We start from the raw sequence: 21,496 nt of genomic DNA, 5'->3' as shown, positions 1-21,496 counted from the left end.
GCGGCCTTGCCGACGAACCCGACCAGCCGGTTTTTGTATGTCGGAAGCGGCCTCGCGAGAACAGACCTCATGCAGAATTACCCGTTCCCGGCAAGCGAGGCACCACCGCCGCACCGCCCTTCCTTTCCTCGCATGGATCCGCAAACAACCCACCTGCTCTACCTGCACGGCTTCCGCTCTTCGCCTCGTTCGACCAAGGCCCGGATCGTCGCGGATCGCGTCGCGCGTCGGCATCCGAACCTGCAATGGTGGTGTCCGCAGCTGCCGCCGTCGCCGCACGATGCCATCGACATGGTGATGAAGGGCATCGCGCACTGGCCGCGCAAGTCGATGGCCGTGGTGGGCTCGTCGCTGGGCGGCTACTACGCCACCTACGTGGCCGGCATGACGCGCTGCCGCGCGGTGCTGCTGAACCCGGCCGTGCACCCCGCGCGCGACCTCATGCTCTACATCGGCGACCAGACCGCCTGGCACGACCCGGCCGAGCATTTCTATTTCCGCCCCGAATACATCCACGAGCTGCGCGCCATGGAGGTCGGCCCGCTCACCCGGCCCGAGCGCGTGTTCGCCATCATCGCCAAGGGCGACGAGGCGCTCGACTGGCACGAGATGTCGGCACGCTACCCCGACAGCAACATCAAGCTGCTCGAAGGCGGCGACCATGCCCTGTCCGACTTCGAAAAGGCCCACCTGGACGACGTGATGGCCTTCATCAACCCCGTTTGAATTTCCAGGGACACCGCAGAACCGGCTTCGCCGGGCTGCAGGTGTCGCCCCCGGAAGGGGGTGGGAGGCCACACGAAGTGGGCAAGCCTGGGGGTGAGCCTGACTCCGCGTGGGACAATCGACGGATGTTTGTATTGTTTGAAGAAGCCGGCAAGTACCTCGGCGGCCGCGTGCTGTCGGAGGCCGAAGCATCGGCGCAGGTCGAGCTCGACACCGGCAAGCGCGTCAAGGTCAAGGGCGCCAACATCGTCCTTCGTTTCGAGAAGCCGTCGCCCGCCGACCTGATCGCCGAAGGGCGCGCGCTCGCCGCCGGCATGGACCTCGACCTCGCCTGGGAGTTCGCCCCCGAGGGCGAATTCGGCTTCGCCGAGCTGGCCGCCGAGTATTTCAGCGAGAAGCCCTCGCTCGCCCAGCAAGCCGCAGCCCTGTTCGCGCTCTTCGAGGCGCCGCATTACTTCCGCCGCGCCGGCAAGGGCCGCTTCAAGAAGGCGCCGGCCGAGATCGTGCAGCAGGCGCTGGCCGCCATCGAGAAGAAGAAGGCCATCCAGGCGCAGATCGCCGAGTGGGCGGCGCAGCTCGCCGAGGGCGTGTGCCCGGCTCCGGTGCGCGAACAGCTCTACAAGATCCTTTTCCGCCCCGACAAGAACGCCCCCGAATACAAGGCCGTGGTCGAGGCCGCGCGCGCCACGCAGCGTCCGCCGCTCGACCTGCTTGAACGCGCCGGCGCCATCGACTCGCCCTACCAGTTCCACTGGCGCCGCTTCCTGTTCGAGAACTTCCCCAAGGGCACCGGCTTCCCGGCGCTCGCGGCGCCCGCCATCGCGGACGACCTGCCGCTGGCAGAGGGCGTGCAGGCCTTCTCCATCGACGATTCGCAGACCACCGAAATCGACGACGCGCTTTCCGTGCAGGGCCTGGGCAGCGGCACCGTCACGGTCGGCATCCACATCGCCGCGCCGGCGCTCGCGCTGACGCCCGGCAGCCCGATCGACAACGTGGCGCGTGCGCGCATGTCCACGGTCTACATGCCGGGCTACAAGATCACGATGCTGCCCGACGAGGTGGTCGACACCTACACGCTGCTCGAAGGCGGCGACCGCCCGGCCGTGTCGCTCTACGCGCGCTTCGACGAAGCCACGCTGGAGCTGCAGGGCACCGAGACGAAACTGGAGCGCGTGCCCATCGTGGCCAACCTGCGCCACGACCAGCTCGACACCGTCGTCACGCAGCAGTGGCTGGAAGACGCCGCCTTCAATGCCGACAGCACACCCGACGCCGCGGCCCGCATGCGCGCGCCCCTGTCGTTCCTGTTCCGCCTGGCGAAGCAGCTGAAGGCGCAGCGCGAGGTCGTGCGCGGCAAACCCGAGAGCTTCAACCGGCCCGACTACAACTTCCGCCTCGTCGGCAACGACGGCGCCGAGCCCACCGGCGGCGAGCAGGTACAGATCAGCACGCGCCAGCGCGGCGCACCGCTCGACCTGATCGTGTCCGAAGCCATGATCCTGGCCAACAGCAGCTGGGGCGGCTGGCTCGGCGAGCTCGGTGTGCCGGGTCTCTACCGCAGCCAGGCCAGCCTCGCGCCCGGCATCAAGGTGCGCATGGGCACGCGCGCGCTGCCGCACGCAGGCCTGGGCGTGAAGAGCTACGCCTGGAGCACCTCGCCGCTGCGCCGCTACACCGACCTGGTGAACCAGTGGCAGATCATCGCCGCCGCACGCCACGGCAAGACCGCCGCGCTGGCCGCGCCCTTCAAGCCGAAGGACGCAGACCTGTTCTCGATTCTCTCGGGCTTCGACGCGGCCTACACCGCGTACAACGCCTACCAGGGCGGCATGGAGCGCTTCTGGACGCTGAAGTACCTGCAGCAGCAGGGCATCACCGAGCTGGAGGCCACCGTCATCAAGGACATGCCCAATGGCGCGCTCGTGCGTGCCGACACCCTGCCGCTGGTGTTCCCCGTGGCCGGGCAGCAGGAGCGCGGCGCGCGCCTGCGCGTGAAGCTCGGCGAGATCGACGAGATCGCCCTCGACGTGAGCGGCACGGTGCTCGAGCGCCTCGACGCGCCGAAGGCCGGCGCATCCGCCGAGGAGGAAGGCGACGACGGCGAGGAAGAAGTGGTTGCGGGCCCGATCGCCATCGCCGTCGACCTGAACGACAGCGAGGCAGCACCCGAAGAAAACACGCCTGCATGAACCCCGGCGGATCGTCCGGAGAAATGCGGCCCCTGGAGGAGTCTAGAGAATGAACTTCAAGGACCTCAGCACGCTGCAGATCGCACTGGGCGTGTCGGTCGTTGTGCACGCCGCGCTGCTCACGGTGCGATTCGTCGATCCCGAATCCTTCAACAAGGTCTTCAGCGACACGCCGCTGGAGGTGATCCTGGTCAACACCAAGACCAACGACCGTCCCGACCCCGCCGCGCGGCTGCGCGCGCAGACCTCGCTCGCGGGCGGCGGCGACCTCGACAAGGGCCGCGCCACCAGCCCGCTGCCGCCGTCGAGCTTCACCACCGTGGGCGACTCGTTCGAGGACGCGCAGCGCAAGGTAGACGCCATGCAGGCCGAGCAGATGCAGATGCTCACCCAGCTCAAGCGCGACCTGGCCGCGATGCCCGCGCCCGATCCGCGCAACGCCGGCGATCCGGCCGAGGCCAAGGCGCAGGAGGAAAAGCGCCGCCAGATGATCAACCTGCTGGCCGAGATCGAGCGCCGCGTGAACGAGGAGAACGCGCGTCCCAAGAAGCGCTACCTCAGCCCCTTCACGCGCGAGGCCGCCTTCGCCACCTACGTCGATTCGCTGCGCCGCCGGGTGGAAGCGCAGGGAACGGCCAACTTCCCGACGCTGGCCGGCAAGAAGCTCTACGGCGAGCTCACCATGACCATCACCGTCAACTTCGATGGCCGGCTGCTCTCGACCGTGATCGACGAAAGCTCGGGCCAGGCCGTGCTCGACAAGCGGGCCCAGGCCATCGTCGCGAGCGTGGGCAACTTCGGCACCTTCACCGACGCGATGCGCAAGGAGCACGCGGACCAGATCGTGATCCGCCCGCACTTCCGCTTCTCGCACGACGGCTCGGTCGAACTCTCCTCGCAGTAACCGGAATCCGGAAAACAGCCGCACCGCAACGGCAGGCGCAACCAGAAAAGGCAGACACCATGGACCTGTACTGCGTCATGGGCAACCCCGTCGAGCACAGCCGCTCGCCCCGCATCCACGCGCGCTTTGCGCAGCTGTGCGGCCAGCAGCTGGAATACGGCCGGCGGCTCATTCCGCTCGGTGCCTTCGCCGAGGGCATCGCAGCCTTCCGCAGCGAAGCCGCCGAGCGCGGCGACGCCGCGCTCGGCTGCAACATCACCGTGCCATTCAAGTTCGAGGCCGCGGCGCTCGCGCAGCACACCAGCGAGCGCGCCCTTCTCGCGCAGGCGGTCAACACGCTGCGCTTCGAGGCCGATGGCGGCATTCGTGCGGACAACACCGACGGCATCGGCCTGGTCAACGACATCGTGCGCAACGCGGGCGTGCCGCTGCAGGGCAAGGCGCTGCTGCTGATCGGCGCGGGCGGCGCCGCTGCCGGCGTGCTGGGGCCGCTGCTCGATGCGGGCGCGTCGCGCGTCGTGGTCGCGAACCGCACCGTGGACAAGGCCGTCGAGTTGGTGCGCCGCCATGCGGCCATCGCGCTGCGCCACGGCGCATCGCTCGAAGCCTGGGCGCTCGACGAAGTGCCGGGCGCCTTCGACGTGGTGGTCAACGCCACCGCCTCGAGCCTCGCGGGCGACGCGGTGCCGGTGAAGGCCAGCGTGCTGCGCGAAGGCGGGCTCGCGGTCGACATGATGTACGGCCCGGCCGCAGCAGGCTTCATGGCCTGGGCCGAGGCGCACGGCGCAGTGGCGCGCGACGGGCTCGGCATGCTGGTCGAGCAGGCGGCCGAGTCCTTCGAGATCTGGCGCGGCGTCCGGCCGCCTTCGGCACAGGTGCTGGCCGAGATCCGGGCCGAGCTGAAATAAATGAAGGCCGTGCTGCGCCTGATCGCCTGCCTCGCGGTGGCGGGCCTGGCCCTGCAGCTCTTCTTCGTGGTGCGCATCGCGGCGATGGCTGTGGTCGATCCGCAGAGCACTGCCTTCCAGCGCTCCGAGGCTTTCCAGATCGCCGTTCATGAAGGCCGCGGCGGCGGCTGGCGGCAGGAGTGGGTGCCCTACTGGCAGATCAACGACACGCTCAAGCGCGCGGTCATCGCCAGCGAGGACGCCGGCTTCGTCGACCACAACGGCGTGGAATGGGAAGCCATCGAGCGCGCGCGCCAGCGCAACGCCAAGGCGGAAGAGCTGGCCGCCAAGCGCGCGGCCCGTGCGGCAGCGCGCGGCAAGCCGGTGCGGCCGGTGCAGCTGCGCGGCGGCTCGACCATCACGCAGCAGCTCGCGAAGAACCTGCTGCTGTCGGGCGAGCGCACCATGCTGCGCAAAGGCCAGGAGCTGGTGCTGGCCACGCTGCTCGAGGTGCTGCTGGACAAGCGGCGCATCCTGGAGATCTACCTCAACAACGTCGAGTGGGGCGAAGGCGTGTTCGGCGCCGAGGCGGCGTCGCAGTACTACTTCCGCAAGCCGGCCTCGCGCCTGAGTGCCAACGAGGCCGCGCGCCTCGCGGTGATGCTGCCCAGCCCCAAGTTCTTCGAACGGCGCCCGGGCTCGCCCTACCTGAGCGGGCGCGCCTCCACCGTCATGGCGCGGATGCCCGCGGCCGAGCTGCCCTGAGGAACCCGCCGCGCAGGCCCTCGATGGCCAGCACGCCGGCGAAGCCGATGGTGTAGGCCAGCACGTCCCACCAGTCCGCCGTGCTGCCGAGCACGATGCGCAGCGCGCGGTTCGGAATGTGCAGGTGCCACGTCGCCGCGAGGTACTGTCCGAGTTCGACCGCGAGGCCCACGCCCAGCGCGGCCAGCGCCAGCGGCAGCACACGCGCGCCGATCGCGGTCTTGAACACGAAATACACCCACGCCACGGCCAGCACGTCGCCGAAGAAGCTGCGCAGCCAGCCCCAGCGCGCACCCACGGTGGCCAGCATCAGCAATACAAGAAACAGGGCCACCGCCCACGCCAGTGAAAGAGGATCGAAACGCCATCGCATGGCCCGTATCATCGCGCCCATATGCTGGCAAAGCTCACGGGTTGGCTGCTTCTTGGGATCGTCCGCTTGCTCACGGGCGCGCAGGCGCGCTGGTACGGCTGTCCGCCCAAGGCCGAGCAGCGCATCTATTTCGCCAACCACCAGAGCCATGCCGACCTGGTGATGATCTGGGCGGCGCTGCCGGAAGAATTGCGCAGCATCACGCGGCCCATCGCGGCGCGCGACTATTGGGCCAACACACCGGTCAAGCGCTGGATCACGACTGAAGTGTTCAACGCGGTGTACGTGGAGCGGCAGGCCGCGGCAGCGCCTGCGGCAGTTCCTGCAGCGCCGGCGACTCCTGCCGCTCCCGAGGTTGCGCCGCCGGCGCCTGCCGCCCGGCCACTGGAAGATCGCATCGAGCCCTCGATGGAGCCGCTGCTGCCCCTGACCCCGCCGGCACCGCCCGTCGAAGCAGCATCCGGCGCACAAGGCCAGCTGGACCTGCCCGTGCCCCCTGCCCCGCCGCCTGCGCCGTCTCCCGAACCACCCCCGCCCGCGGCGCCCGAACCCGCGCCCACGCCGGCGGCCCCTGCCTCCGATCCGCTGGCCCCGCTGGTCGAAGCCCTTCGCAGCGGCGACTCGATCATCATCTTCCCCGAGGGCACGCGCGGCCACACCGGCGAACCGCAGAAGTTCAAGTCGGGGCTCTACACGCTGGCCACCATGTTCCCCGACGTGGTACTGGTGCCCGCATGGATCGACAACGTGCAGCGCGTCATGCCCAAGGGCGAGATCGTGCCGGTGCCCATCCTGTGCTCCGTCACCTTCGGCGCGCCGGTGCGCGTGGAGGAAGGCGAGGAGCGCCGCCCTTTCCTCGACCGGGCGCGCGCCGCCGTGATCGCCCTGCGCGACGTCTGACGACGACGACATGAACCAGTTCCTGCGCAGCCTCAGCCCGACCCAGCAGGTCGCGGCGCTCTTTCTCATCATCTTCGGCGTGCTTGCGATCGTCAGTGCCACCGCCTTCTTCCTGAGCTTCAGGGAAAAGCGCAACCCCGTGCACGACGCCGCCTGGCAGGCCGAGCTGGCGCACTTCCGCAAGCTGCTGGGCACGAGCTGGTTCATGGCGGTGGTCTTCTGGATCGGCTGGGCGCTCGGCGAGACGGTGGCCACGGTGCTGTTCGCGCTCATCTCCTTCTTCGCGCTGCGCGAGTTCATCACGCTGTCGCCCACGCGGCGCGGCGACCACCGCAGCCTGATCCTCGCCTTCTTCGTGGTGCTGCCGATCCAGTTCTGGCTGGTGGCCACCGCGCGCTTCGACCTCTTCACCGTGTTCATCCCGGTGTACGTGTTCCTCGCGATCCCGGTGACCAGCGCGCTGGCCAACGACCCGAGCCAGTTCCTGGAGCGCAACGCCAAGCTGCAGTGGGGCATCATGGTCTGCGTCTACGGCATGAGCCACGTGCCGGCGCTGCTGCTGCTGAGCTTTCCGGGCTACGAGGGCAAGAGCGCGTTCCTCGTGTTCTTCCTGGTGTTCGTGGTGCAGACCTCGGTGCTGGTGCAGCACCTGATCTCGCGGCGCATGCAGCGCGCGCCCTTCGCGCCCAACGTGAGCCGCAGCTTCAACTGGACCAGTTGGGCCATCGGCATCGCGGTGGCGAGCCTGGTGGGCGCGCTGTTCTCGTTCATCACGCCCTTCAGGTTCGGGCAGGCGCTCGCGGTGTCGGTCATCGCCTGCATCTCGGGCTCGATGGGGCACCTGGTGATGAAGGCGCTCAAGCGCGACCGGGGCATTCCGAACTGGGGCCGCAAGGATGCGGGCGTGACGGGCGCCAACGGGCTGCTGGATCGCGTCGACGCGCTGTGCTTCGCCGCCCCCATCTTCTTCCACTCCATCCGCTGGTACTTCAACGCGTGAACTAGGCAAACCCCCAGGCTGCGCGCACTTCGTGTCGCTTCGCCAACCCCCTTGCAGGGGGCAATACCTGCGGCCCGGCAAAGCCGGTTCCGCGGTATTCCTGGAAAAAAGCCTGAGACGGATCGGGTTGGGTGGCGGCCTCAGGCCCTGCGCCGCACCACGCGGCCGAAAACTTCCTTCGCCTTGCGGCCCAGTGCCTTCGCCTTCAGCGCCTGCAGCTCGCGCGTGAGACGCGTGCGCTGCTCGGCCGATAGTGCGGTGCCGAAGCGCCCCAGCGCGGCTTCTAGGGCCGCGCGCTGCGCCTCCACGCGGCCCTGGCGACCTTCGGCCTCGGCGAGCCATTCGCAGGCATTGACGACACGCTCGCGCAGCGCGGCGTCGCCCGAATCGCCGAAGCGGGCTATGAGAGTGCGATAGGCCTTGATCTGCCCGGCAGGGTCGCCCAGCTTGTCGAGCGCCCTGGCCTTGTTGATCATCGACTTGGCGGCCCAGAGCTGCAGCGTGCCCTCCCTCGCGCTGCTGGTACGCGCGATGGCCTCGTCGTAGCAGGCCACCGCGGCCTCGAGCTGGCGGGCCTGGCGCAGCGTCGCGCCCTTGCGGAACAGCGCGCCCACCACGCGCCCGCGCAGGTCGGGCAGCTCGGAGTTGCCCCAGCGCGCGACGATCTCGTCGTGCACGCGCATCTCGTCGTCGTGCAGGCCGAGCCGGTCCAGCGCGGTGCTCTTGTATTGCAGGCCCTGCGCAACGGTCTCCTGCATCTCGGTCGAAGGGTCGGCGCCGTAGTACACGTCGATCGCATCGGCGGCCGCGACCACTTCGTGGAAGCGTTCGAGGGCGATCAGGCAGAAGGCCTTGTGCACCAGCGCTCGCGCGCACTGCCGCCGCAGCTCCGGATGCGGCGACGCGGTGTGCGCGGACAGCACCTGGTCGAACAGCGCGACGGCCTCCTGCAATTCGCCGGCATCACCGTGCTTGCGGCCCTGCCGGACCTTGTCGCGCACTTCGTCGCGCAGCTCCGCCGGCAGTTCCGGCAAATGAGCTCCGGCCTCGGCCTTGCGCAGCCGCTTGAGGCAGGCTTCCCGGCCGGCGAGGGCTTTGGCCAGCGTGTCCTGCAACTCGGACGCGGGCGTACCTTGCAGTTGCCTCGCGAGCTGCTGGTATGCGGCGAGCGCTTCATCGGCCCGGCCCAGCCGTTCGAGCAGCACGAATCCCTTGTTGAGCTGCGCGCTCGCCACGGTGCGATGCACCACCGGATCGGTGTCCGCGCCGAAGGTGGCAAGCAGCCGCTCGCAGGCGGCCAGCGCGGCCTCGCCGTCGTCCGACTCGCGCAGGCCCACCGACCAGTCGTAGGCGCGGCGCACCGCCATGCGCCGCACCTGCGGCGAGGCATCGTGGCCGTAGCGCTCGAGCAGCCAGCCGACCAGCTCGGCGCGGTTCGCATGCTCGTCGATGCCGAAGCCGTCGAAGAAGAGCGTCAGCGCGCGCACGCCCTCGATGCGCAGCTCGGGCGCCGCATGGGCCAGGCCGGCCTCGATCTGGTCGGCCACCGCGAGGCACATCACCTGCGCCTGCGCATGCTGTGCCAACTCGCGCAGGTTCAGCACCGAAGCCAGGCGCGCACGCGCCACGCGCAGCACCACGCCGGGGTCGGTGCTGCCGTCGAAGCGTTCGATGACGGCCTCCAGCGTGGCCAGTGCGTCCTGCGGCAGGCCGCGGTGGTGCTCGACCTCTGCCTTCAGCAGCCGCGCCTCCACGCGCCAGGTGTCGAAGGCGGCGTCGGGCTGGCTGTCGAGCAGCTCGCTCATGGCATCGCAGGCTTCGCAGCGCGCGGCAGGCTCGTCGATCCACCAGGTGCGCTGGTAGAGCGCGTGGGCGATGTGCTCGCGAATCTCGGGTTCGGGGCGCTGGCCGTGCGCCGCGATCAATCGGTCGAGCGTGGCGAGCGCATCGGCGGGGCGGTGCAGCTGGCGCAGCATGTGGGCCAGCAGGCGCAAGGCCTGGCAGCAGGGCACGACCACCCCGACCTCGGGCTTCGCCGCGAACTCGTCGAGCAGCCTGACGCTGGCGGCCACCGCTTCCTTGCGGCGGCCCAGGTCGTCCAGCAGCTCGATGCGCCGGAAGCTGGCGGCCGCGCGTTCGGCGGGGTGCATCTGCAGGCGCGCGATCAAGGCTTGCACCTCGTCCAGTTGCTGCTGCGCGGAGGACTCGACTACATTCACATTCGCTTCCTTGAATGGCGCGCCCCGCGCGGGGCGGGGCGGACGGTACGGACCGGGGCGCATTCTGCCCACGATCAGCCGGCTTTCGGCCCCCTCCTCGCAACTCTTTTGACAATCTTTTCCCAGGCTTAGGCCTTTACGTTTCCTTTCATGCGCATTCTCGGCATCGACCCCGGATTGCAGACCACCGGCTTCGGCGTGGTCGACGCGGACGGCCATGCGCTGCGCTACGTGGCCAGCGGCACCATCAGCACCCGGCACCTGGGCACCGGCAACAACCTGCCGGCGCGCCTCAAGGTGCTGTTCGACGGCATCGCGGAGATCACCGCGCGCTACCAGCCCGACGCGTCGGCGGTGGAAATCATCTTCGTCAACGTCAACCCGCAGTCCACGCTGCTGCTGGGGCAGGCGCGCGGCGCCTGCGTGACCGCGCTGGTCACCAACAATCTCTCGGTAGCCGAGTACACCGCGCTGCAGATGAAGAAGGCGGTGGCCGGCCACGGCCAGGCCGCCAAGGCGCAGGTGCAGGAGATGGTGCGTCGCCTGCTCGACCTGCCGGGCCTGCCGGGCGCCGACGCGGCGGATGCGCTGGGCATCGCGATCACGCATGCGCAGGTGGGACGTTCGATGGCACGGCTGGCCGAAGCGGCCGAGGCATCGAAGAGTTCCGCGGCGCTGCCTGCCGGCACCTACCGGCAGGGGCGTTCGCGCTGAGCCGAAGCGGCTGCCTGCGTCAGCGCACGATGTAGCGCAGCTCGCCGAGGCGCTTGCGGCGCTCGCGCACTTCGGCTGCAACCGATGCTGCATCGCCGTCGAGGGCTCGTGCGATCCAGTCAGCGAGCTGGGGCATGTCGCCGGGCGTGAAGCCCAGCCGCACGATCTCGGGCACGCCGAGGCGCAGGCCGTTGATGTCACTTTCCACGGGTGCCATCGGCAGGCCGATGCCGCAGGCCAGCAGGCCGCCCTTCGCGAGCTTCTTCGCCGCTCGCTGGCCGCCGCCCCATCGCGCGGCCTCCAGCGCGAACTGGTGCGACTGCGTGAAGCCGCGCGCCTTCGCGAACACGGGCAGCCCTCGTGCATCGAGTTCGCGCGCCAGTGCCTGCGCGGTCTCCCGCATCGCGGCCGCGTAAGCGATGCCGTGCACCTTCCAGTCGAGCAGGCCACGGGCTAATGCCGCCGTGCGGCCCGCATCCGAATTGGCCGTGAGGCCGGGATAGGCGATGGCGTCGATTCGCTCCATCAGCGCCGTGTCGTTCGACACGATCAGCCCGCCCGCCGGTCCGCCCAGGCTCTTGTAGGTGCTCATGGTGATCGCATGGGCACCCTGCTCCAGCGGCTGCGGCCATGCCTTGCCGGCCACCATGCCCGAGAGATGCGCCGCGTCGAAGAGCAGCTTCGCGCCCACGCTGTCGGCAATCTCGCGGATCGCAGGCACCGGATGCGGAAACAGGTTGAGGCTGCCGCCGATGGTGACGAGCTTGGGCTTTGTCTCGCGCACCAGCTTCGCGAGCGCGGCGAGGTCGACCGTGTAGCCGTCGGCATCCACCGGCGCGGAAACCGGCTTCAGGCCATAGAGCCCTGCGGCGCCTGCCGCATGGTGCGTGACGTGCCCGCCGATGCTGGGCGGGGGTACGACGATGGTGTCGCCGGGCTGGCAGGTCGCCATGAACACGTAGAGATTCGACAGGGCGCCCGAGCTCACGCGCACCTCGGCGAACTTCGCACCGAACACCTCGGCCGCCAGCTCGGCGGCGACCACCTCGATGCGCTCGATGGCCTCCAGGCCCATCTCGTACTTGTCGCCCGGATAGCCGAGCGAGGGGCGCGAGCCCAGTCCGCGCGACAGAAGCGCCTCGGCGGCCGGGTTCATCACGTTGGTGGCGGGGTTGAGGTTCAGGCCGTCGACGTCGTGGATGCGGTGGTTGTCGGCCACCAGCCGTTCGATCTCGGCGGCCACGCCTGCAGCATCGCGCGAGGCGGCGTCCGCGGCGATGGAAAGCACATGGTCCTCGCTGGCGGCGGGAACCCAGGGGCGGCGTTGCAGGGCGGCGGCAGGCATGTGGCGGATCTCGCTATGAAAGGGGGATGGCTGCATCGTCGCCTGCCCTCGCCGACGGGGCAAACCGGATAATCTGGCCCCGAGCCGTAGAAAAACTTGGCCTGAAGGATCTGCCCATGCCGCTCGCACCACCCCGCCCACGCCTGCCGCCGCACACCGCGGTGCGCGCCTTCGAGGCGGCGGCGCGCCATGGCAGCTTCGCGCGCGCGGCAGAAGAACTCTTCGTCACGCCGGCGGCTATCGCGCAGCAGATCAAGGCGCTGGAGACATGGGCCGGCGGCGCGCTCTTCGAGCGGCACAGCCAGGGCATCCGCCTCAGCGCACACGGGCGGCGCGCCCTGCCGGCCCTCAGCGCGGCCGTCGACCAGCTCGGCCTGGCCGTGCAGGCACTGCGCCACGAGACCCAGACCGCCGCGCGCCGCAGCACGCTGCAGGTGGCTGCGCTGCCGGCAGTTGCGCAGCTGTGGCTGTCACCGCACCTGTCGCGCCTGAAGGCGGAGCTGCCCGGCGTGCAGGTGTCGGTGACGGCACTCGAGCAGCCACCGAACTTCCGCCGCGAGCCCTTCGATCTGGGGCTGTTCTATGCGCGCGCCGGCGAACGCATCGAGACTGCGGCAGGCGCGCAGGCGATCCCGCTGGTGCGCGACCGACTGCTGCCCGTGTGCAGTCCGCGCCTGCGCGAGCCCCTGCCCAGCGGCCGTCCACGCGCACTCGAAGATCTGACAGAACTGCTGCAGCGCAGCGGCGGACTGCACGACACCGTCTGGCGCGACGACTGGCAGCGCTGGCTGCAGGCCGTGCGGCCCGGCATCAAGGCGGCCGAAGCCGAGGCACTGGCTGCAGGGCCGGATTTCTCGCTCTACAGCCTCGCGCTTCAGGCAGCTCTGGACGGCGAAGGCGTGCTGATGGGCCGCGAGCACCTCGTCGCACCGTTGCTCACTCAAGGCAGGCTGCATGCGCCCTGGGGGCGGCCGAAAGCGCTGGGGGATACGGTGATGCTGCTGGTGCCTGCGCACCGCAAGGGGCCGCTGCTAGCGCGGCAGGTGCAGGCATTGCAGGCGCTGGCAGCGGGCTGAAAGCCTGCTATCGGGATAGCCGGCTCTACGCCACCCGCTCCGCGATCAGCACGGCGAAGAAGCCGAATGCCGCCAGCAACGTCCACTTCAGCACGATCCAGCCGATGCGCCGGTACTTGACCTGGCCCGTACCCGCGTAGAACGCGAAGCACACGCCGGCCACCAGAAGCAGCAGCAGGATGGCCCAGCGGAACAGAAGCATGTGAGAGGAACGAGCGGCCTACCAGGCCCGCGCGACTTCGCCGAAACCGCGCGGGGCGCGCTTCTCGTCCTCGAAGGTCACGACCTCGTAGGCGTCGCTGTGCGAGAGCAGCTCGCGCAGCAGCTTGTTGTTGAGCGCATGGCCCGAGCGGAAGGCGGTATACGCGGCCAGGAGCGGCTTGCCGATGATGTACAGGTCGCCCATCGCGTCGAGGATCTTGTGCTTCACGAACTCGTCGTCGTAGCGCAGTCCGCCTTCGTTCAGCACCTTGGTGTCGTCCATCACGATGGCGTTGTCGAGGCCGCCGCCGAGCGCGAGGCCCTTGCTGCGCATGTACTCGACTTCCTTCGTGAAGCCGAAGGTGCGGGCGCGCGCGATGTCGCGGCTGTACGAGCCGGTGCCCAGGTCGAACTCCACGCGCTGGCCGGTGGAGTTGACGACGCGGTGGTCGAAGTCGATCTCGAAGCTCAGCTTGTAGCCGTGATAGGGCTCCAGGCTCGCCCACTTCTCGTTGGCGCCCTCGCCTTCGCGCACCTCGACCTTGCGGGTCACGCGGATGAAGCGGCGCGGCGCCTTCTGCAGCGCGATGCCCGCGCTTTGCAGCAGGAACACGAACGAGGAAGCCGATCCGTCGAGGATCGGCACTTCGTCGGCCGTGATGTCGATGTAGAGGTTGTCGATGCCCAGGCCCGCGCAGGCCGACATGATGTGCTCGACGGTCTGCACTTTCGCGCCGCCGGTGGAGACCGTGGACGCCAGGCGCGTGTCGGTGACCGACTCGGCCGTCATGCGGATCTCGGCCGGCTCCGGCAGGTCGACGCGGCGGAACACGATGCCCGTGTCGGCCGGTGCCGGCCGCAGCGTCAGCTCCACGCGCTGGCCGCTGTGAAGCCCCACGCCCACGGCGCGGCTGATGGACTTGAGGGTTCGTTGTTGCAGCACGGCCGGGATTTTAGGCGCGCGACGGGCGTGGCGGCCTATGCCCCTCGCTATGGCACCGATAGACATGGGTTCTATGCAATTCCTTCGAATTGGCCCGAAATGGACGCAAAGGGCACGAGGCGAGCGCAGCGCCTAGAGCCAGCAGACGTCCCTTTCGGGTCGTCCCTGTGCCCCTTACGCCCTCTCGTGCCCTCTGCGTCCGGCCGAGTTCACCCCGCGATGGCCTCTGGCGAAGCCATCATCAGGCGGGGTGTTCTCTCAATCTGCCTGACGGCGCAGGAAAGCCGGGATCTCAAAGTCGTCCATACCGCCCGAGGACAGCGCGTCCACCTTCGCGGCGGCCATCGTGCGGTTGGTGCGCCACACGCTGGGAACGGCCATGCCGTCGTAGTTGGGCTGGCTGCCGCCCGTGCCGCCGGCGTGACCCACGCCACCGAGCGTCGGCACGGTGAACGGGATGTTGTCGGTGCCGGTGCGGATGACTTCCAGCGTCGGCTGCTGGCGGCGAGCGTCGGGACGCGACAGGCCGGTGGCCACCACGGTCACGCGCATCTCGTCGCCCAGGCTGTCGTCGTAGGCAGCGCCGTAGATCACGTGCGCGTCCGGCGAGGCGTAGGCGCGGATGGTGTTCATCGCCAGCTTCGACTCGTTCAGCTTCAGCGAGCTCTTCGATGCCGTCACCAGCACCAGCACGCCCTTTGCGCCCGAGAGGTCGATGCCTTCGAGCAGCGGGCAGGCCACGGCCTGCTCGGCTGCGATGCGCGCGCGGTCGGGACCGGCTGCGGCAGCGGTGCCCATCATGGCCTTGCCGGGCTCGCCCATCACGGTGCGCACGTCTTCGAAGTCGACGTTCACGCCGCCGTACTCGTTGATGATTTCCGAGATGCCGCCCACGGCGTTCTTCAGCACGTCGTTGGCCTGAGCGAAGGCTTCGTCCTGCGTGACGTCCTCGCCCAGCACGTCGAGCAGCTTCTCGTTGAGCACGACGATCAGCGAGTCGACGTTGGCTTCGAGTTCGGCCAGGCCGGCGTCGGCATTGGTCATGCGGCGCCCGCCTTCCCAGTCGAAGGGCTTGGTCACCACGCCCACGGTGAGGATGCCCATTTCCTTCGCCACGCGCGCGATCACGGGAGCGGCGCCGGTGCCGGTGCCGCCGCCCATGCCGGCCGTGATGAACAGCATGTGCGCGCCGTCGATGGCGGCGCGGATGTCGTCCACCGCGGCCTCGGCCGCGTCACGGCCCTTCTCGGGCTTGCTGCCGGCGCCCAGGCCGCTGGTGCCCAGCTGGATGATCTTGTGTGCGTTGCTGCGCTGCAGGGCCTGCGCGTCGGTGTTCGCGCAGACGAACTGAACGCCCTGCACGCCACGCTCCATCATGTGGGCGACCGCATTGCCGCCGCCACCGCCGACACCGATCACCTTGATCTGCGTGCCCTGGTTGAACTCTTCGACTTCGATCATTTCGATGGTCATTTTTAACTCCTTGAATCTTGCAGTTGCCGTTATGTGTCTGTGAATATTTCTTGTGTACTGACGGGATCAACGATGAGACCGTCGCGATGGTGGACCTGTTCGTCGCCATCGCTCGTTGAAATGCATGGGAGGGCTGCCACGCGCGAGCCAGAGTGGAGACTTGATCATGGCTAGAAATTCCCCACGATGAAGTCCTTGAAACGTCCGAATGCAGTCTTTACCGACCCATTCTTCTGCGCGACCTTGAAGCCGCGCATGCGCGCGAAGCGTGCTTCCTCCAGCAGGCCCATCACCGTCGCGGCGCGGGGCTGCGCGACCATGTCCGACAGCGCGCTCGAGTACTTCGGGATGCCGCGACGCACGGGCTTGAGGAAGATGTCCTCGCCGAGCTCCACCATGCCCGGCATCACGGCGCTGCCGCCCGTGAGCACCACGCCCGACGAGAGCACCTCTTCGTAGCCCGACTCGCGCACCACCTGCTGCACCAGCGAGAAGATCTCCTCGATGCGCGGCTCGATCACGCCGGCCAGCGCCTGCTTGCTCAGCATGCGCGGGCCGCGGTCGCCCAGGCCCGGCACTTCCACCTGCGTCTCGGGGTCGGCCAGCAATTGCTTGGCGAAGCCGTTCTCGACCTTGATGTCTTCCGCGTCCTTCGTCGGAGTGCGCAGCGCCATCGCGATGTCGCTGGTGATGAGGTCGCCCGCGATCGGGATCACCGCCGTGTGGCGGATCGCACCGTTGGTGAAGATCGCCACGTCCGTCGTGCCCGCGCCGATGTCCACCAGCACCACGCCCAGCTCGCGCTCGTCTTCCGTCAGCACCGCCTGGCTGGAGGCCAGCGGGTTCAGCATCAGCTGGTCGACTTCCAGGCCGCAGCGGCGCACGCACTTGATGATGTTCTCGGCCGCGCTCTGCGCGCCGGTCACGATGTGCACCTTGGCCTCCAGGCGCATGCCGCTCATGCCGATCGGCTCCTTCACGTCCTGGCCGTCGATCACGAACTCCTGCGGCTCCACCAGCAGCAGGCGCTGGTCGCTGGAGATGTTGATGGCGCGTGCCGTCTCCACCACGCGGGCCACGTCGGCGGGCGTCACTTCCTTGTCCTTCACCGCCACCATGCCGCTGGAGTTGATGCCGCGGATGTGGCTGCCGGTGATGCCGGTGTAGACGCGGCTGATCTTGCAGTCGGCCATCAGCTCGGCCTCTTTCAGCGCCTGCTGGATGCTCTGCACGGTGGCGTCGATGTTCACCACCACGCCGCGCTTGAGGCCATTGCTCGGCGCGATGCCCAGGCCGGCCAGCTTGAGCTCGCCGCCGGGCAGCACCTCGGCCACGACCACCATCACCTTGGCGGTGCCGATGTCGAGTCCTACGACCAGGTCTTTGTATTCTTTGGGCATTGGGATATGTCCTCGATTCCTCGGTATTCGCTACTTGATTTTTCTTGGGGCCTCGGGCGAGACCGTGGTGACGCCGCGCAGCCGCAGGGCATACGCGTCGTTGTGGCGCAGGTCCGCGCCTTCGACGTCGGCCATGGTGCGGCGGTACTGGCCCGCGACCTGGGTCACGGTCTTCAGGAAGCGCTGCAGGCGGGCCGTCACCTCTTCGCTCTGGCCGCGGCCGAGCTCGATCTCGGCGCCGCTGTCGAGCACCACCTTCCAGCTGCCGCGGCTCGACAGCGTGAGCTCGTCGATCCCCAGGTCGTAGGGCTGGAACTGCGGCTGCAGCACGCGGTACATGCCCAGCACCTGGCCGGCCTGCTCGATCGGGCCGTCCAGGCGCGGCAGGTTGTCGTCCACCTCCGCCACGTTGGCCTCGAACACGTCGCCGAAGCCGTTGATCAGCTTCGAGCCCGCCTCGTCGCCCCAGTTGGCCACCGGCACCTGCTCGGTCAGCGTCACGCGCAGCTTGTTCGGGAACTCGCGGCGCACCACCGCGCTGCGCACCCACGGCACCGACTCGAAGGCCGCGCGCGCGCGGGCCAGGTCGATGGTGAAGAAGTTGCCCGACAGCTGCGGCGCCACGTTGGCGCGCAGCGTGACCGCGTTGTTGTGCGTGACCTCGCCGTCCACCTTGATGCCGGCGATCGGGAAGAAAGGCTGGCGCAGCACCCACCACGCGCCCGCGGCAAGCAGCATGAGCGCCACCGCCGCGAACGCAAGGTTGGCGACGATGTTCATGAGCTTGACGTCGAAGGGCGCTGGAATGCTGTCGGCCATGGCTATAGCGAGCCTCCCGTCGCGTCCAGCGTCGCGGAAGCCAGCACCCGCAGGCACAGCTCCTCGTACGCGATGCCCGCGGCGCGCGCGGACATCGGCACCAGCGAATGGCTGGTCATGCCGGGCGAGGTGTTCATCTCCAGCAGGAAGGGCTTGCGGTCGCTCGCGCGGATCATCACGTCGGCGCGGCCCCAGCCGCGGCAGCCGAGCGTGCGGTAGGCGGCCAGCGTGATGCGCTGGATCTCGTGCTCCTCGGCCTCGGGCAGGCCGCTCGGGCACTGGTACTTCACGTCGTCGGTGAAGTACTTGTTCTGGTAGTCATAGGCACCCTCGGGCGCGGCGATGCGCACCACCGGCAGCGCGCGCGCGTCGAGACCGTGGCCGAGCACGGCGCAGGTCACTTCCTCGCCCTCGATGAATTCCTCGCACAGCACGTCGGCGTCGTACTTGGCCGACAGCGCCACCGCCTCCTGCATCTCTGAATAACCTTGCACCTTGGTCACGCCAATGGACGAGCCTTCGCGCGGCGGCTTCACGATCAGCGGCAGGCCGAGCACGTCGGGCACCGCCCTGACCTGCTCGCGGCTTTGCTGGTCGAAGGCCAGGCGCACGTACTTGGGCGTGGGCAGGCCGTCGGCCTGCCAGATGCGCTTGGTCATGACCTTGTCCATCGCCACGCTCGAGGCCATCACGCCAGAGCCGGTGTAGGGAATGCCGAGCAGCTCGAGCGCGCCCTGCACGGTGCCGTCCTCGCCGTGGCGGCCGTGCAGCGCGACGAAGCAGCGCGCGAAGCCTTCGCTCCTGAGCTCCGACAGGTCGCGCTGCGACGGGTCGAAGGCATGCGCGTCCACGCCGCGCGAGCGCAGCGCCTCGAGCACGCCTGTGCCCGACATCAGGGATATCTCGCGCTCGGCGGAACTGCCGCCGAAGAGCACGGCGACCTTGCCGAAGAGTTTGGGGTCCTGGAGGCTCATGAGGCCCTCCCTTTGCGCGAACCGCGCTCGGATGTTGAAGGGGCAGAGGCGCCGGTCGCGGCACCAGCCGCGCCGAGCTCGACCACCTTGGCCGGCACCGCGCCGATGGAGCCCGCGCCCATCGAGAGCACCACGTCGCCCGGGCGGGCGTTGTCGAGAATGGCGCGCGGCATCGCGGCGATGTCGTCGACGAAGACCGGCTCGACCTTGCCCGCCACGCGCAGCGCGCGCGCCAGCGTGCGGCCGTCGGCCGCCACGATAGGCGCCTCGCCGGCGGCATAGACCTCGCCGAGCAGCACCGCGTCGGCCGTGCCGATGACCTTCACGAAGTCTTCGAAGCAGTCGCGCGTGCGGGTGTAGCGGTGCGGCTGGAAGGCCAGCACCAGCCGGCGGCCCGGGAATGCGCCGCGCGCGGCCGCGATGGTGGCGGCCATCTCCACGGGGTGATGGCCGTAGTCGTCGATCACCGTGAAGGTGCCGGAAGCATCCCCGCCCTGCACAGCCACGTCGCCGTAGCTCTGGAAGCGACGGCCCACGCCCTTGAAGCCTGCGAGCCCGCGCTGCACGGCTTCGTCGGGAATACCGAGTTCCACCGCCACCGCGATCACCGACAGCGCATTGCGCACGTTGTGCTCGCCAGGCAGGTTCAGCACGATGGGCAGGTCGGGCAGCGTCACTCCGTTGCGGCGCTGCGCGGTGAAATGCATCTGGCCGCCAACGGCGCGCACGTCGATGGCGCGCACCTGGGCGTCCTCGCCGAAGCCGTAGCTGGTGACCGGGCAGGTCACGTCGGCCACGATCTCGCGCACCGCCGGATCGTCGGTGCACAGAATGGCGACGCCGTAGAACGGCATGCGGTGCAGGAAGTCGACGAAAGCCTTCTTGAGCTTCGCGAAGTCGTGCCCGTAGGTCTCCATGTGGTCGGCGTCGATGTTCGTGACCACCGCCATCACCGGCAGCAGGTTCAGGAACGAGGCATCCGACTCGTCGGCCTCCACCACGATGTAGTCGCCGGAGCCCAACTGCGCGTTCGCGCCGGCGCTGTTCAGGCGCCCGCCGATCACGAAGGTCGGGTCGAGCCCGGCGGCCGCGAGCACGCTCGCCACCAGGCTGGTGGTGGTGGTCTTGCCGTGCGTGCCGGCAATGGCGATGCCCTGCTTCAGGCGCATCAGCTCGGCCAGCATCAGCGCGCGCGGCACCACCGGAATGCGCTTCTCGCGCGCAGCCAGCACCTCGGGGTTGTCCGACTGCACCGCCGTCGACGTGACGACCGCATCCGCGCCGTCGATATGCGCGGCCGCGTGGCCCACGAAGGTGCCGATGCCCAGGCCCGCGAGCCGGCGCAGCGTGGCGCTGTCGGCTAGGTCGGAGCCGGTGATTTTGTAGCCCAGGTTCAGCAGCACTTCGGCGATGCCGCTCATGCCGGAACCGCCGATGCCCACGAAATGGATATGACGAATAGCGTGCTTCATCTTGCAAGCTCCTCGCAGGCGCGGACGACGGCTTCCACCGCCTCTGTCTTCTGCATGGTCTTGGCCCTCTCGGCCTTCTCTATCAGCGCATCGCGCCCGGTTTTCTGTAGCAAGTCAGCCAGCAATTCAGGAGTGAGGTCGGCCTGCTGCACCAGCCAGCCGCCGCCCGCGTCCACGAGGAAGCGCGCATTGGTGGTCTGGTGGTCGTCGACCGCCGAGGGGAAAGGCACGAACAGCGCTGCTGCGCCGACGGCCGCGATTTCTGTGACGGTGCTGGCACCGGCGCGCGCGACGATCATGTCGGCGTCCGCATAGGCCTGCGCCGTGTCTTCGATGAAGGGCGTCAGCTCTCCTTCGACGCCCGCGGCCTCGTAGTTGGCGCGCAGCTCGTCGATCTGCTTGGCGCCGCTCTGGTGCAGCACCTGCGGGCGCTCGGCCGGCGCGATGCGCGCGAGTGCCTGCGGCACCACGGTATTGAGGCCGCGCGCGCCGAGGCTTCCGCCCACCACCAGTAGCTTGAGCGGCCCGGTGCGGCCCGCGAAGCGCTCGGCCGGTTCGGGCTTGGAGGTGAAGGCCGAGCGCAGCGGGTTGCCCACCCACTGCGCCTTCTTCAGCACGTTGGGAAAGGCGGTGAACACGCGGTCGGCCACGCCCGCGAGCACCTTGTTGGCGAGGCCAGCCACCGAGTTCTGCTCGTGCAGCACCAGCGGCTTGCCGACCAGCACGCCCATCATCCCGCCCGGGAAGGTGATGTAGCCGCCCAGTCCCACCAGCACGTCGGGCCTCACGCGGCGCACCACGCCCAGGCTTTGCCAGAAGGCGCGCAGCAGCTTCAGCGGCAGCAGGAAAAGTGTGAGCGGGCCCTTGCCGCGCACGCCGCCGAACTGCACGGGTTCGAAGGCGAAGCCGCGCGGCGGCACCAGCTTTTCTTCCATGCTGCCGGGGGCGCCCAGCCAGTGCACCTTCCAGCCGCGCTCGCGCAGGGCCTCGGCCACAGCGAGGCCGGGGAAGATGTGGCCGCCGGTGCCGCCGGCCATGACGAGCGCGGTGCGGCCGGTCATACGCGACCTCCGCGCATCAGCGGCGCATGCGCGCCGCAGCGCTGCGCGCTGA

The 21,496-nt window shown here is 69.0% G+C and carries 20 protein-coding genes; 9 read left to right on the top strand and 11 right to left on the bottom strand.

Annotated elements, in window-relative coordinates; genetic code table 11:
* The first annotated feature begins 132 nt into the window (after positions 1-132).
* From ABL838_RS04980 to mtgA, 5 genes are all read left to right on the top strand, one after another.
* Positions 133-726, top strand: coding sequence for a YqiA/YcfP family alpha/beta fold hydrolase (locus ABL838_RS04980; protein WP_184634753.1), 594 nt, complete (start codon positions 133-135; stop codon positions 724-726).
* A 125-nt stretch (positions 727-851) separates the two neighbouring features.
* Entirely contained in the window at positions 852-2,918 is a 2,067-nt protein-coding gene (locus ABL838_RS04975; protein ID WP_418119183.1) for a ribonuclease catalytic domain-containing protein, read from the top strand.
* Between the two features lie 49 nt (positions 2,919-2,967).
* Positions 2,968-3,822, top strand: coding sequence for an energy transducer TonB (locus ABL838_RS04970; RefSeq protein WP_184634750.1), 855 nt, complete (start codon positions 2,968-2,970; stop codon positions 3,820-3,822).
* 59 nt (positions 3,823-3,881) lie between these two features.
* Positions 3,882-4,730: a shikimate dehydrogenase gene (gene aroE, locus ABL838_RS04965; RefSeq protein WP_418124507.1), complete on the top strand. Its 849-nt coding sequence runs from the start codon at positions 3,882-3,884 to the stop codon at positions 4,728-4,730.
* The gene (gene mtgA, locus ABL838_RS04960; protein ID WP_184634748.1) at positions 4,731-5,474 is read left to right on the top strand and encodes a monofunctional biosynthetic peptidoglycan transglycosylase; all 744 of its coding nucleotides are present in this window, start codon (positions 4,731-4,733) and stop codon (positions 5,472-5,474) included.
* On the opposite strand, the gene ABL838_RS04955 is transcribed toward mtgA, so the two are convergent.
* Positions 5,440-5,859, bottom strand: coding sequence for a DUF2809 domain-containing protein (locus ABL838_RS04955; protein WP_418119180.1), 420 nt, complete (start codon positions 5,857-5,859; stop codon positions 5,440-5,442). The genes mtgA and ABL838_RS04955 overlap by 35 nt on opposite strands.
* A 9-nt stretch (positions 5,860-5,868) precedes the next feature.
* Here ABL838_RS04955 and ABL838_RS04950 point away from each other — a divergent pair, with 9 nt between their 5' ends.
* The gene (locus ABL838_RS04950; RefSeq protein WP_418119179.1) at positions 5,869-6,747 is read left to right on the top strand and encodes a lysophospholipid acyltransferase family protein; all 879 of its coding nucleotides are present in this window, start codon (positions 5,869-5,871) and stop codon (positions 6,745-6,747) included.
* Between the two features lie 10 nt (positions 6,748-6,757).
* Positions 6,758-7,747 (top strand): phosphatidate cytidylyltransferase, encoded by a 990-nt coding sequence (locus tag ABL838_RS04945; protein ID WP_418124505.1) that lies wholly within the window; start codon positions 6,758-6,760, stop codon positions 7,745-7,747.
* A 140-nt stretch (positions 7,748-7,887) separates the two neighbouring features.
* Here the strand turns inward: ABL838_RS04945 and ABL838_RS04940 are convergent, their stop codons facing one another.
* Positions 7,888-9,966, bottom strand: a complete 2,079-nt coding sequence (locus ABL838_RS04940; RefSeq protein ID WP_418124503.1) for a tetratricopeptide repeat protein — start codon at positions 9,964-9,966, stop codon at positions 7,888-7,890.
* Positions 9,967-10,116: 150 nt separating this feature from the next.
* Between ABL838_RS04940 and ruvC the strand changes: the two genes are divergently transcribed.
* Entirely contained in the window at positions 10,117-10,680 is a 564-nt protein-coding gene (gene ruvC, locus ABL838_RS04935; protein ID WP_126021404.1) for a crossover junction endodeoxyribonuclease RuvC, read from the top strand.
* Between the two features lie 19 nt (positions 10,681-10,699).
* Here the strand turns inward: ruvC and glyA are convergent, their stop codons facing one another.
* On the bottom strand, positions 10,700-12,025 hold the full coding sequence (gene glyA / locus ABL838_RS04930) for a serine hydroxymethyltransferase (RefSeq protein ID WP_418124502.1): 1,326 nt from the start codon (positions 12,023-12,025) through the stop codon (positions 10,700-10,702).
* A 116-nt stretch (positions 12,026-12,141) separates the two neighbouring features.
* Between glyA and ABL838_RS04925 the strand changes: the two genes are divergently transcribed.
* Positions 12,142-13,101 carry a LysR family transcriptional regulator gene (locus ABL838_RS04925; protein WP_418124500.1) on the top strand — a complete coding sequence of 320 codons (960 nt, stop codon included), beginning with the start codon at positions 12,142-12,144 and terminating at the stop codon, positions 13,099-13,101.
* A gap of 25 nt (positions 13,102-13,126) precedes the next feature.
* Here the strand turns inward: ABL838_RS04925 and ABL838_RS04920 are convergent, their stop codons facing one another.
* The 8 genes from ABL838_RS04920 to murG all read right to left on the bottom strand — a co-directional run bounded on the left by ABL838_RS04920 (position 13,127) and on the right by murG (position 21,444).
* Positions 13,127-13,303: a hypothetical protein gene (locus ABL838_RS04920; protein WP_019656766.1), complete on the bottom strand. Its 177-nt coding sequence runs from the start codon at positions 13,301-13,303 to the stop codon at positions 13,127-13,129.
* A gap of 18 nt (positions 13,304-13,321) precedes the next feature.
* The gene (lpxC, locus tag ABL838_RS04915; protein WP_165909589.1) at positions 13,322-14,245 is read right to left on the bottom strand and encodes a UDP-3-O-acyl-N-acetylglucosamine deacetylase; all 924 of its coding nucleotides are present in this window, start codon (positions 14,243-14,245) and stop codon (positions 13,322-13,324) included.
* A gap of 258 nt (positions 14,246-14,503) precedes the next feature.
* Positions 14,504-15,718, bottom strand: a complete 1,215-nt coding sequence (gene ftsZ / locus ABL838_RS04910) for a cell division protein FtsZ (RefSeq protein WP_126021408.1) — start codon at positions 15,716-15,718, stop codon at positions 14,504-14,506.
* A gap of 170 nt (positions 15,719-15,888) precedes the next feature.
* On the bottom strand, positions 15,889-17,118 hold the full coding sequence (gene ftsA, locus ABL838_RS04905; RefSeq protein WP_093196937.1) for a cell division protein FtsA: 1,230 nt from the start codon (positions 17,116-17,118) through the stop codon (positions 15,889-15,891).
* Positions 17,119-17,148: 30 nt separating this feature from the next.
* Positions 17,149-17,937, bottom strand: a complete 789-nt coding sequence (locus tag ABL838_RS04900; protein WP_126021409.1) for a cell division protein FtsQ/DivIB — start codon at positions 17,935-17,937, stop codon at positions 17,149-17,151.
* Positions 17,938-17,939: 2 nt separating this feature from the next.
* Positions 17,940-18,911, bottom strand: coding sequence for a D-alanine--D-alanine ligase (locus ABL838_RS04895; RefSeq protein WP_418124499.1), 972 nt, complete (start codon positions 18,909-18,911; stop codon positions 17,940-17,942).
* Positions 18,908-20,383, bottom strand: a complete 1,476-nt coding sequence (murC, locus tag ABL838_RS04890; protein WP_418124498.1) for a UDP-N-acetylmuramate--L-alanine ligase — start codon at positions 20,381-20,383, stop codon at positions 18,908-18,910. The genes ABL838_RS04895 and murC overlap by 4 nt, the downstream gene beginning before the upstream one ends.
* Entirely contained in the window at positions 20,380-21,444 is a 1,065-nt protein-coding gene (gene murG, locus ABL838_RS04885; protein WP_418124496.1) for an undecaprenyldiphospho-muramoylpentapeptide beta-N-acetylglucosaminyltransferase, read from the bottom strand. Before murG ends, murC begins: the two co-directional genes overlap by 4 nt.
* Positions 21,445-21,496 lie beyond the last annotated feature (52 nt).

It is taken from the genome of Variovorax sp. 160MFSha2.1 (assembly GCF_048305075.1).
GTDB classification, from domain to species: domain Bacteria; phylum Pseudomonadota; class Gammaproteobacteria; order Burkholderiales; family Burkholderiaceae_C; genus Variovorax; species Variovorax guangxiensis.
The sequence above is the reverse complement of the archived record's forward strand: the minus strand, read 5'-3'. Positions and strand labels throughout refer to the sequence as shown.

What these genes read in the sequence shown, in the direction of transcription:
- ABL838_RS04980 (WP_184634753.1), top strand. Translation starts at nt 133, where the DNA reads ATGGATCCGCAAACAACCCACCTGCTCTACCTGCACGGCTTCCGCTCT.
- ABL838_RS04975 (WP_418119183.1), top strand. Translation starts at nt 852, where the DNA reads ATGTTTGTATTGTTTGAAGAAGCCGGCAAGTACCTCGGCGGCCGCGTG.
- ABL838_RS04970 (WP_184634750.1), top strand. Translation starts at nt 2,968, where the DNA reads ATGAACTTCAAGGACCTCAGCACGCTGCAGATCGCACTGGGCGTGTCG.
- aroE (WP_418124507.1), top strand. Translation starts at nt 3,882, where the DNA reads ATGGACCTGTACTGCGTCATGGGCAACCCCGTCGAGCACAGCCGCTCG.
- mtgA (WP_184634748.1), top strand. Translation starts at nt 4,731, where the DNA reads ATGAAGGCCGTGCTGCGCCTGATCGCCTGCCTCGCGGTGGCGGGCCTG.
- ABL838_RS04955 (WP_418119180.1), bottom strand. Translation starts at nt 5,859, where the DNA reads ATGATACGGGCCATGCGATGGCGTTTCGATCCTCTTTCACTGGCGTGG.
- ABL838_RS04950 (WP_418119179.1), top strand. Translation starts at nt 5,869, where the DNA reads ATGCTGGCAAAGCTCACGGGTTGGCTGCTTCTTGGGATCGTCCGCTTG.
- ABL838_RS04945 (WP_418124505.1), top strand. Translation starts at nt 6,758, where the DNA reads ATGAACCAGTTCCTGCGCAGCCTCAGCCCGACCCAGCAGGTCGCGGCG.
- ruvC (WP_126021404.1), top strand. Translation starts at nt 10,117, where the DNA reads ATGCGCATTCTCGGCATCGACCCCGGATTGCAGACCACCGGCTTCGGC.
- glyA (WP_418124502.1), bottom strand. Translation starts at nt 12,025, where the DNA reads ATGCCTGCCGCCGCCCTGCAACGCCGCCCCTGGGTTCCCGCCGCCAGC.
- ABL838_RS04925 (WP_418124500.1), top strand. Translation starts at nt 12,142, where the DNA reads ATGCCGCTCGCACCACCCCGCCCACGCCTGCCGCCGCACACCGCGGTG.
- ABL838_RS04920 (WP_019656766.1), bottom strand. Translation starts at nt 13,303, where the DNA reads ATGCTTCTGTTCCGCTGGGCCATCCTGCTGCTGCTTCTGGTGGCCGGC.
- ftsZ (WP_126021408.1), bottom strand. Translation starts at nt 15,718, where the DNA reads ATGACCATCGAAATGATCGAAGTCGAAGAGTTCAACCAGGGCACGCAG.
- ftsA (WP_093196937.1), bottom strand. Translation starts at nt 17,118, where the DNA reads ATGCCCAAAGAATACAAAGACCTGGTCGTAGGACTCGACATCGGCACC.
- ABL838_RS04900 (WP_126021409.1), bottom strand. Translation starts at nt 17,937, where the DNA reads ATGGCCGACAGCATTCCAGCGCCCTTCGACGTCAAGCTCATGAACATC.
- ABL838_RS04895 (WP_418124499.1), bottom strand. Translation starts at nt 18,911, where the DNA reads ATGAGCCTCCAGGACCCCAAACTCTTCGGCAAGGTCGCCGTGCTCTTC.
- murC (WP_418124498.1), bottom strand. Translation starts at nt 20,383, where the DNA reads ATGAAGCACGCTATTCGTCATATCCATTTCGTGGGCATCGGCGGTTCC.
- murG (WP_418124496.1), bottom strand. Translation starts at nt 21,444, where the DNA reads ATGACCGGCCGCACCGCGCTCGTCATGGCCGGCGGCACCGGCGGCCAC.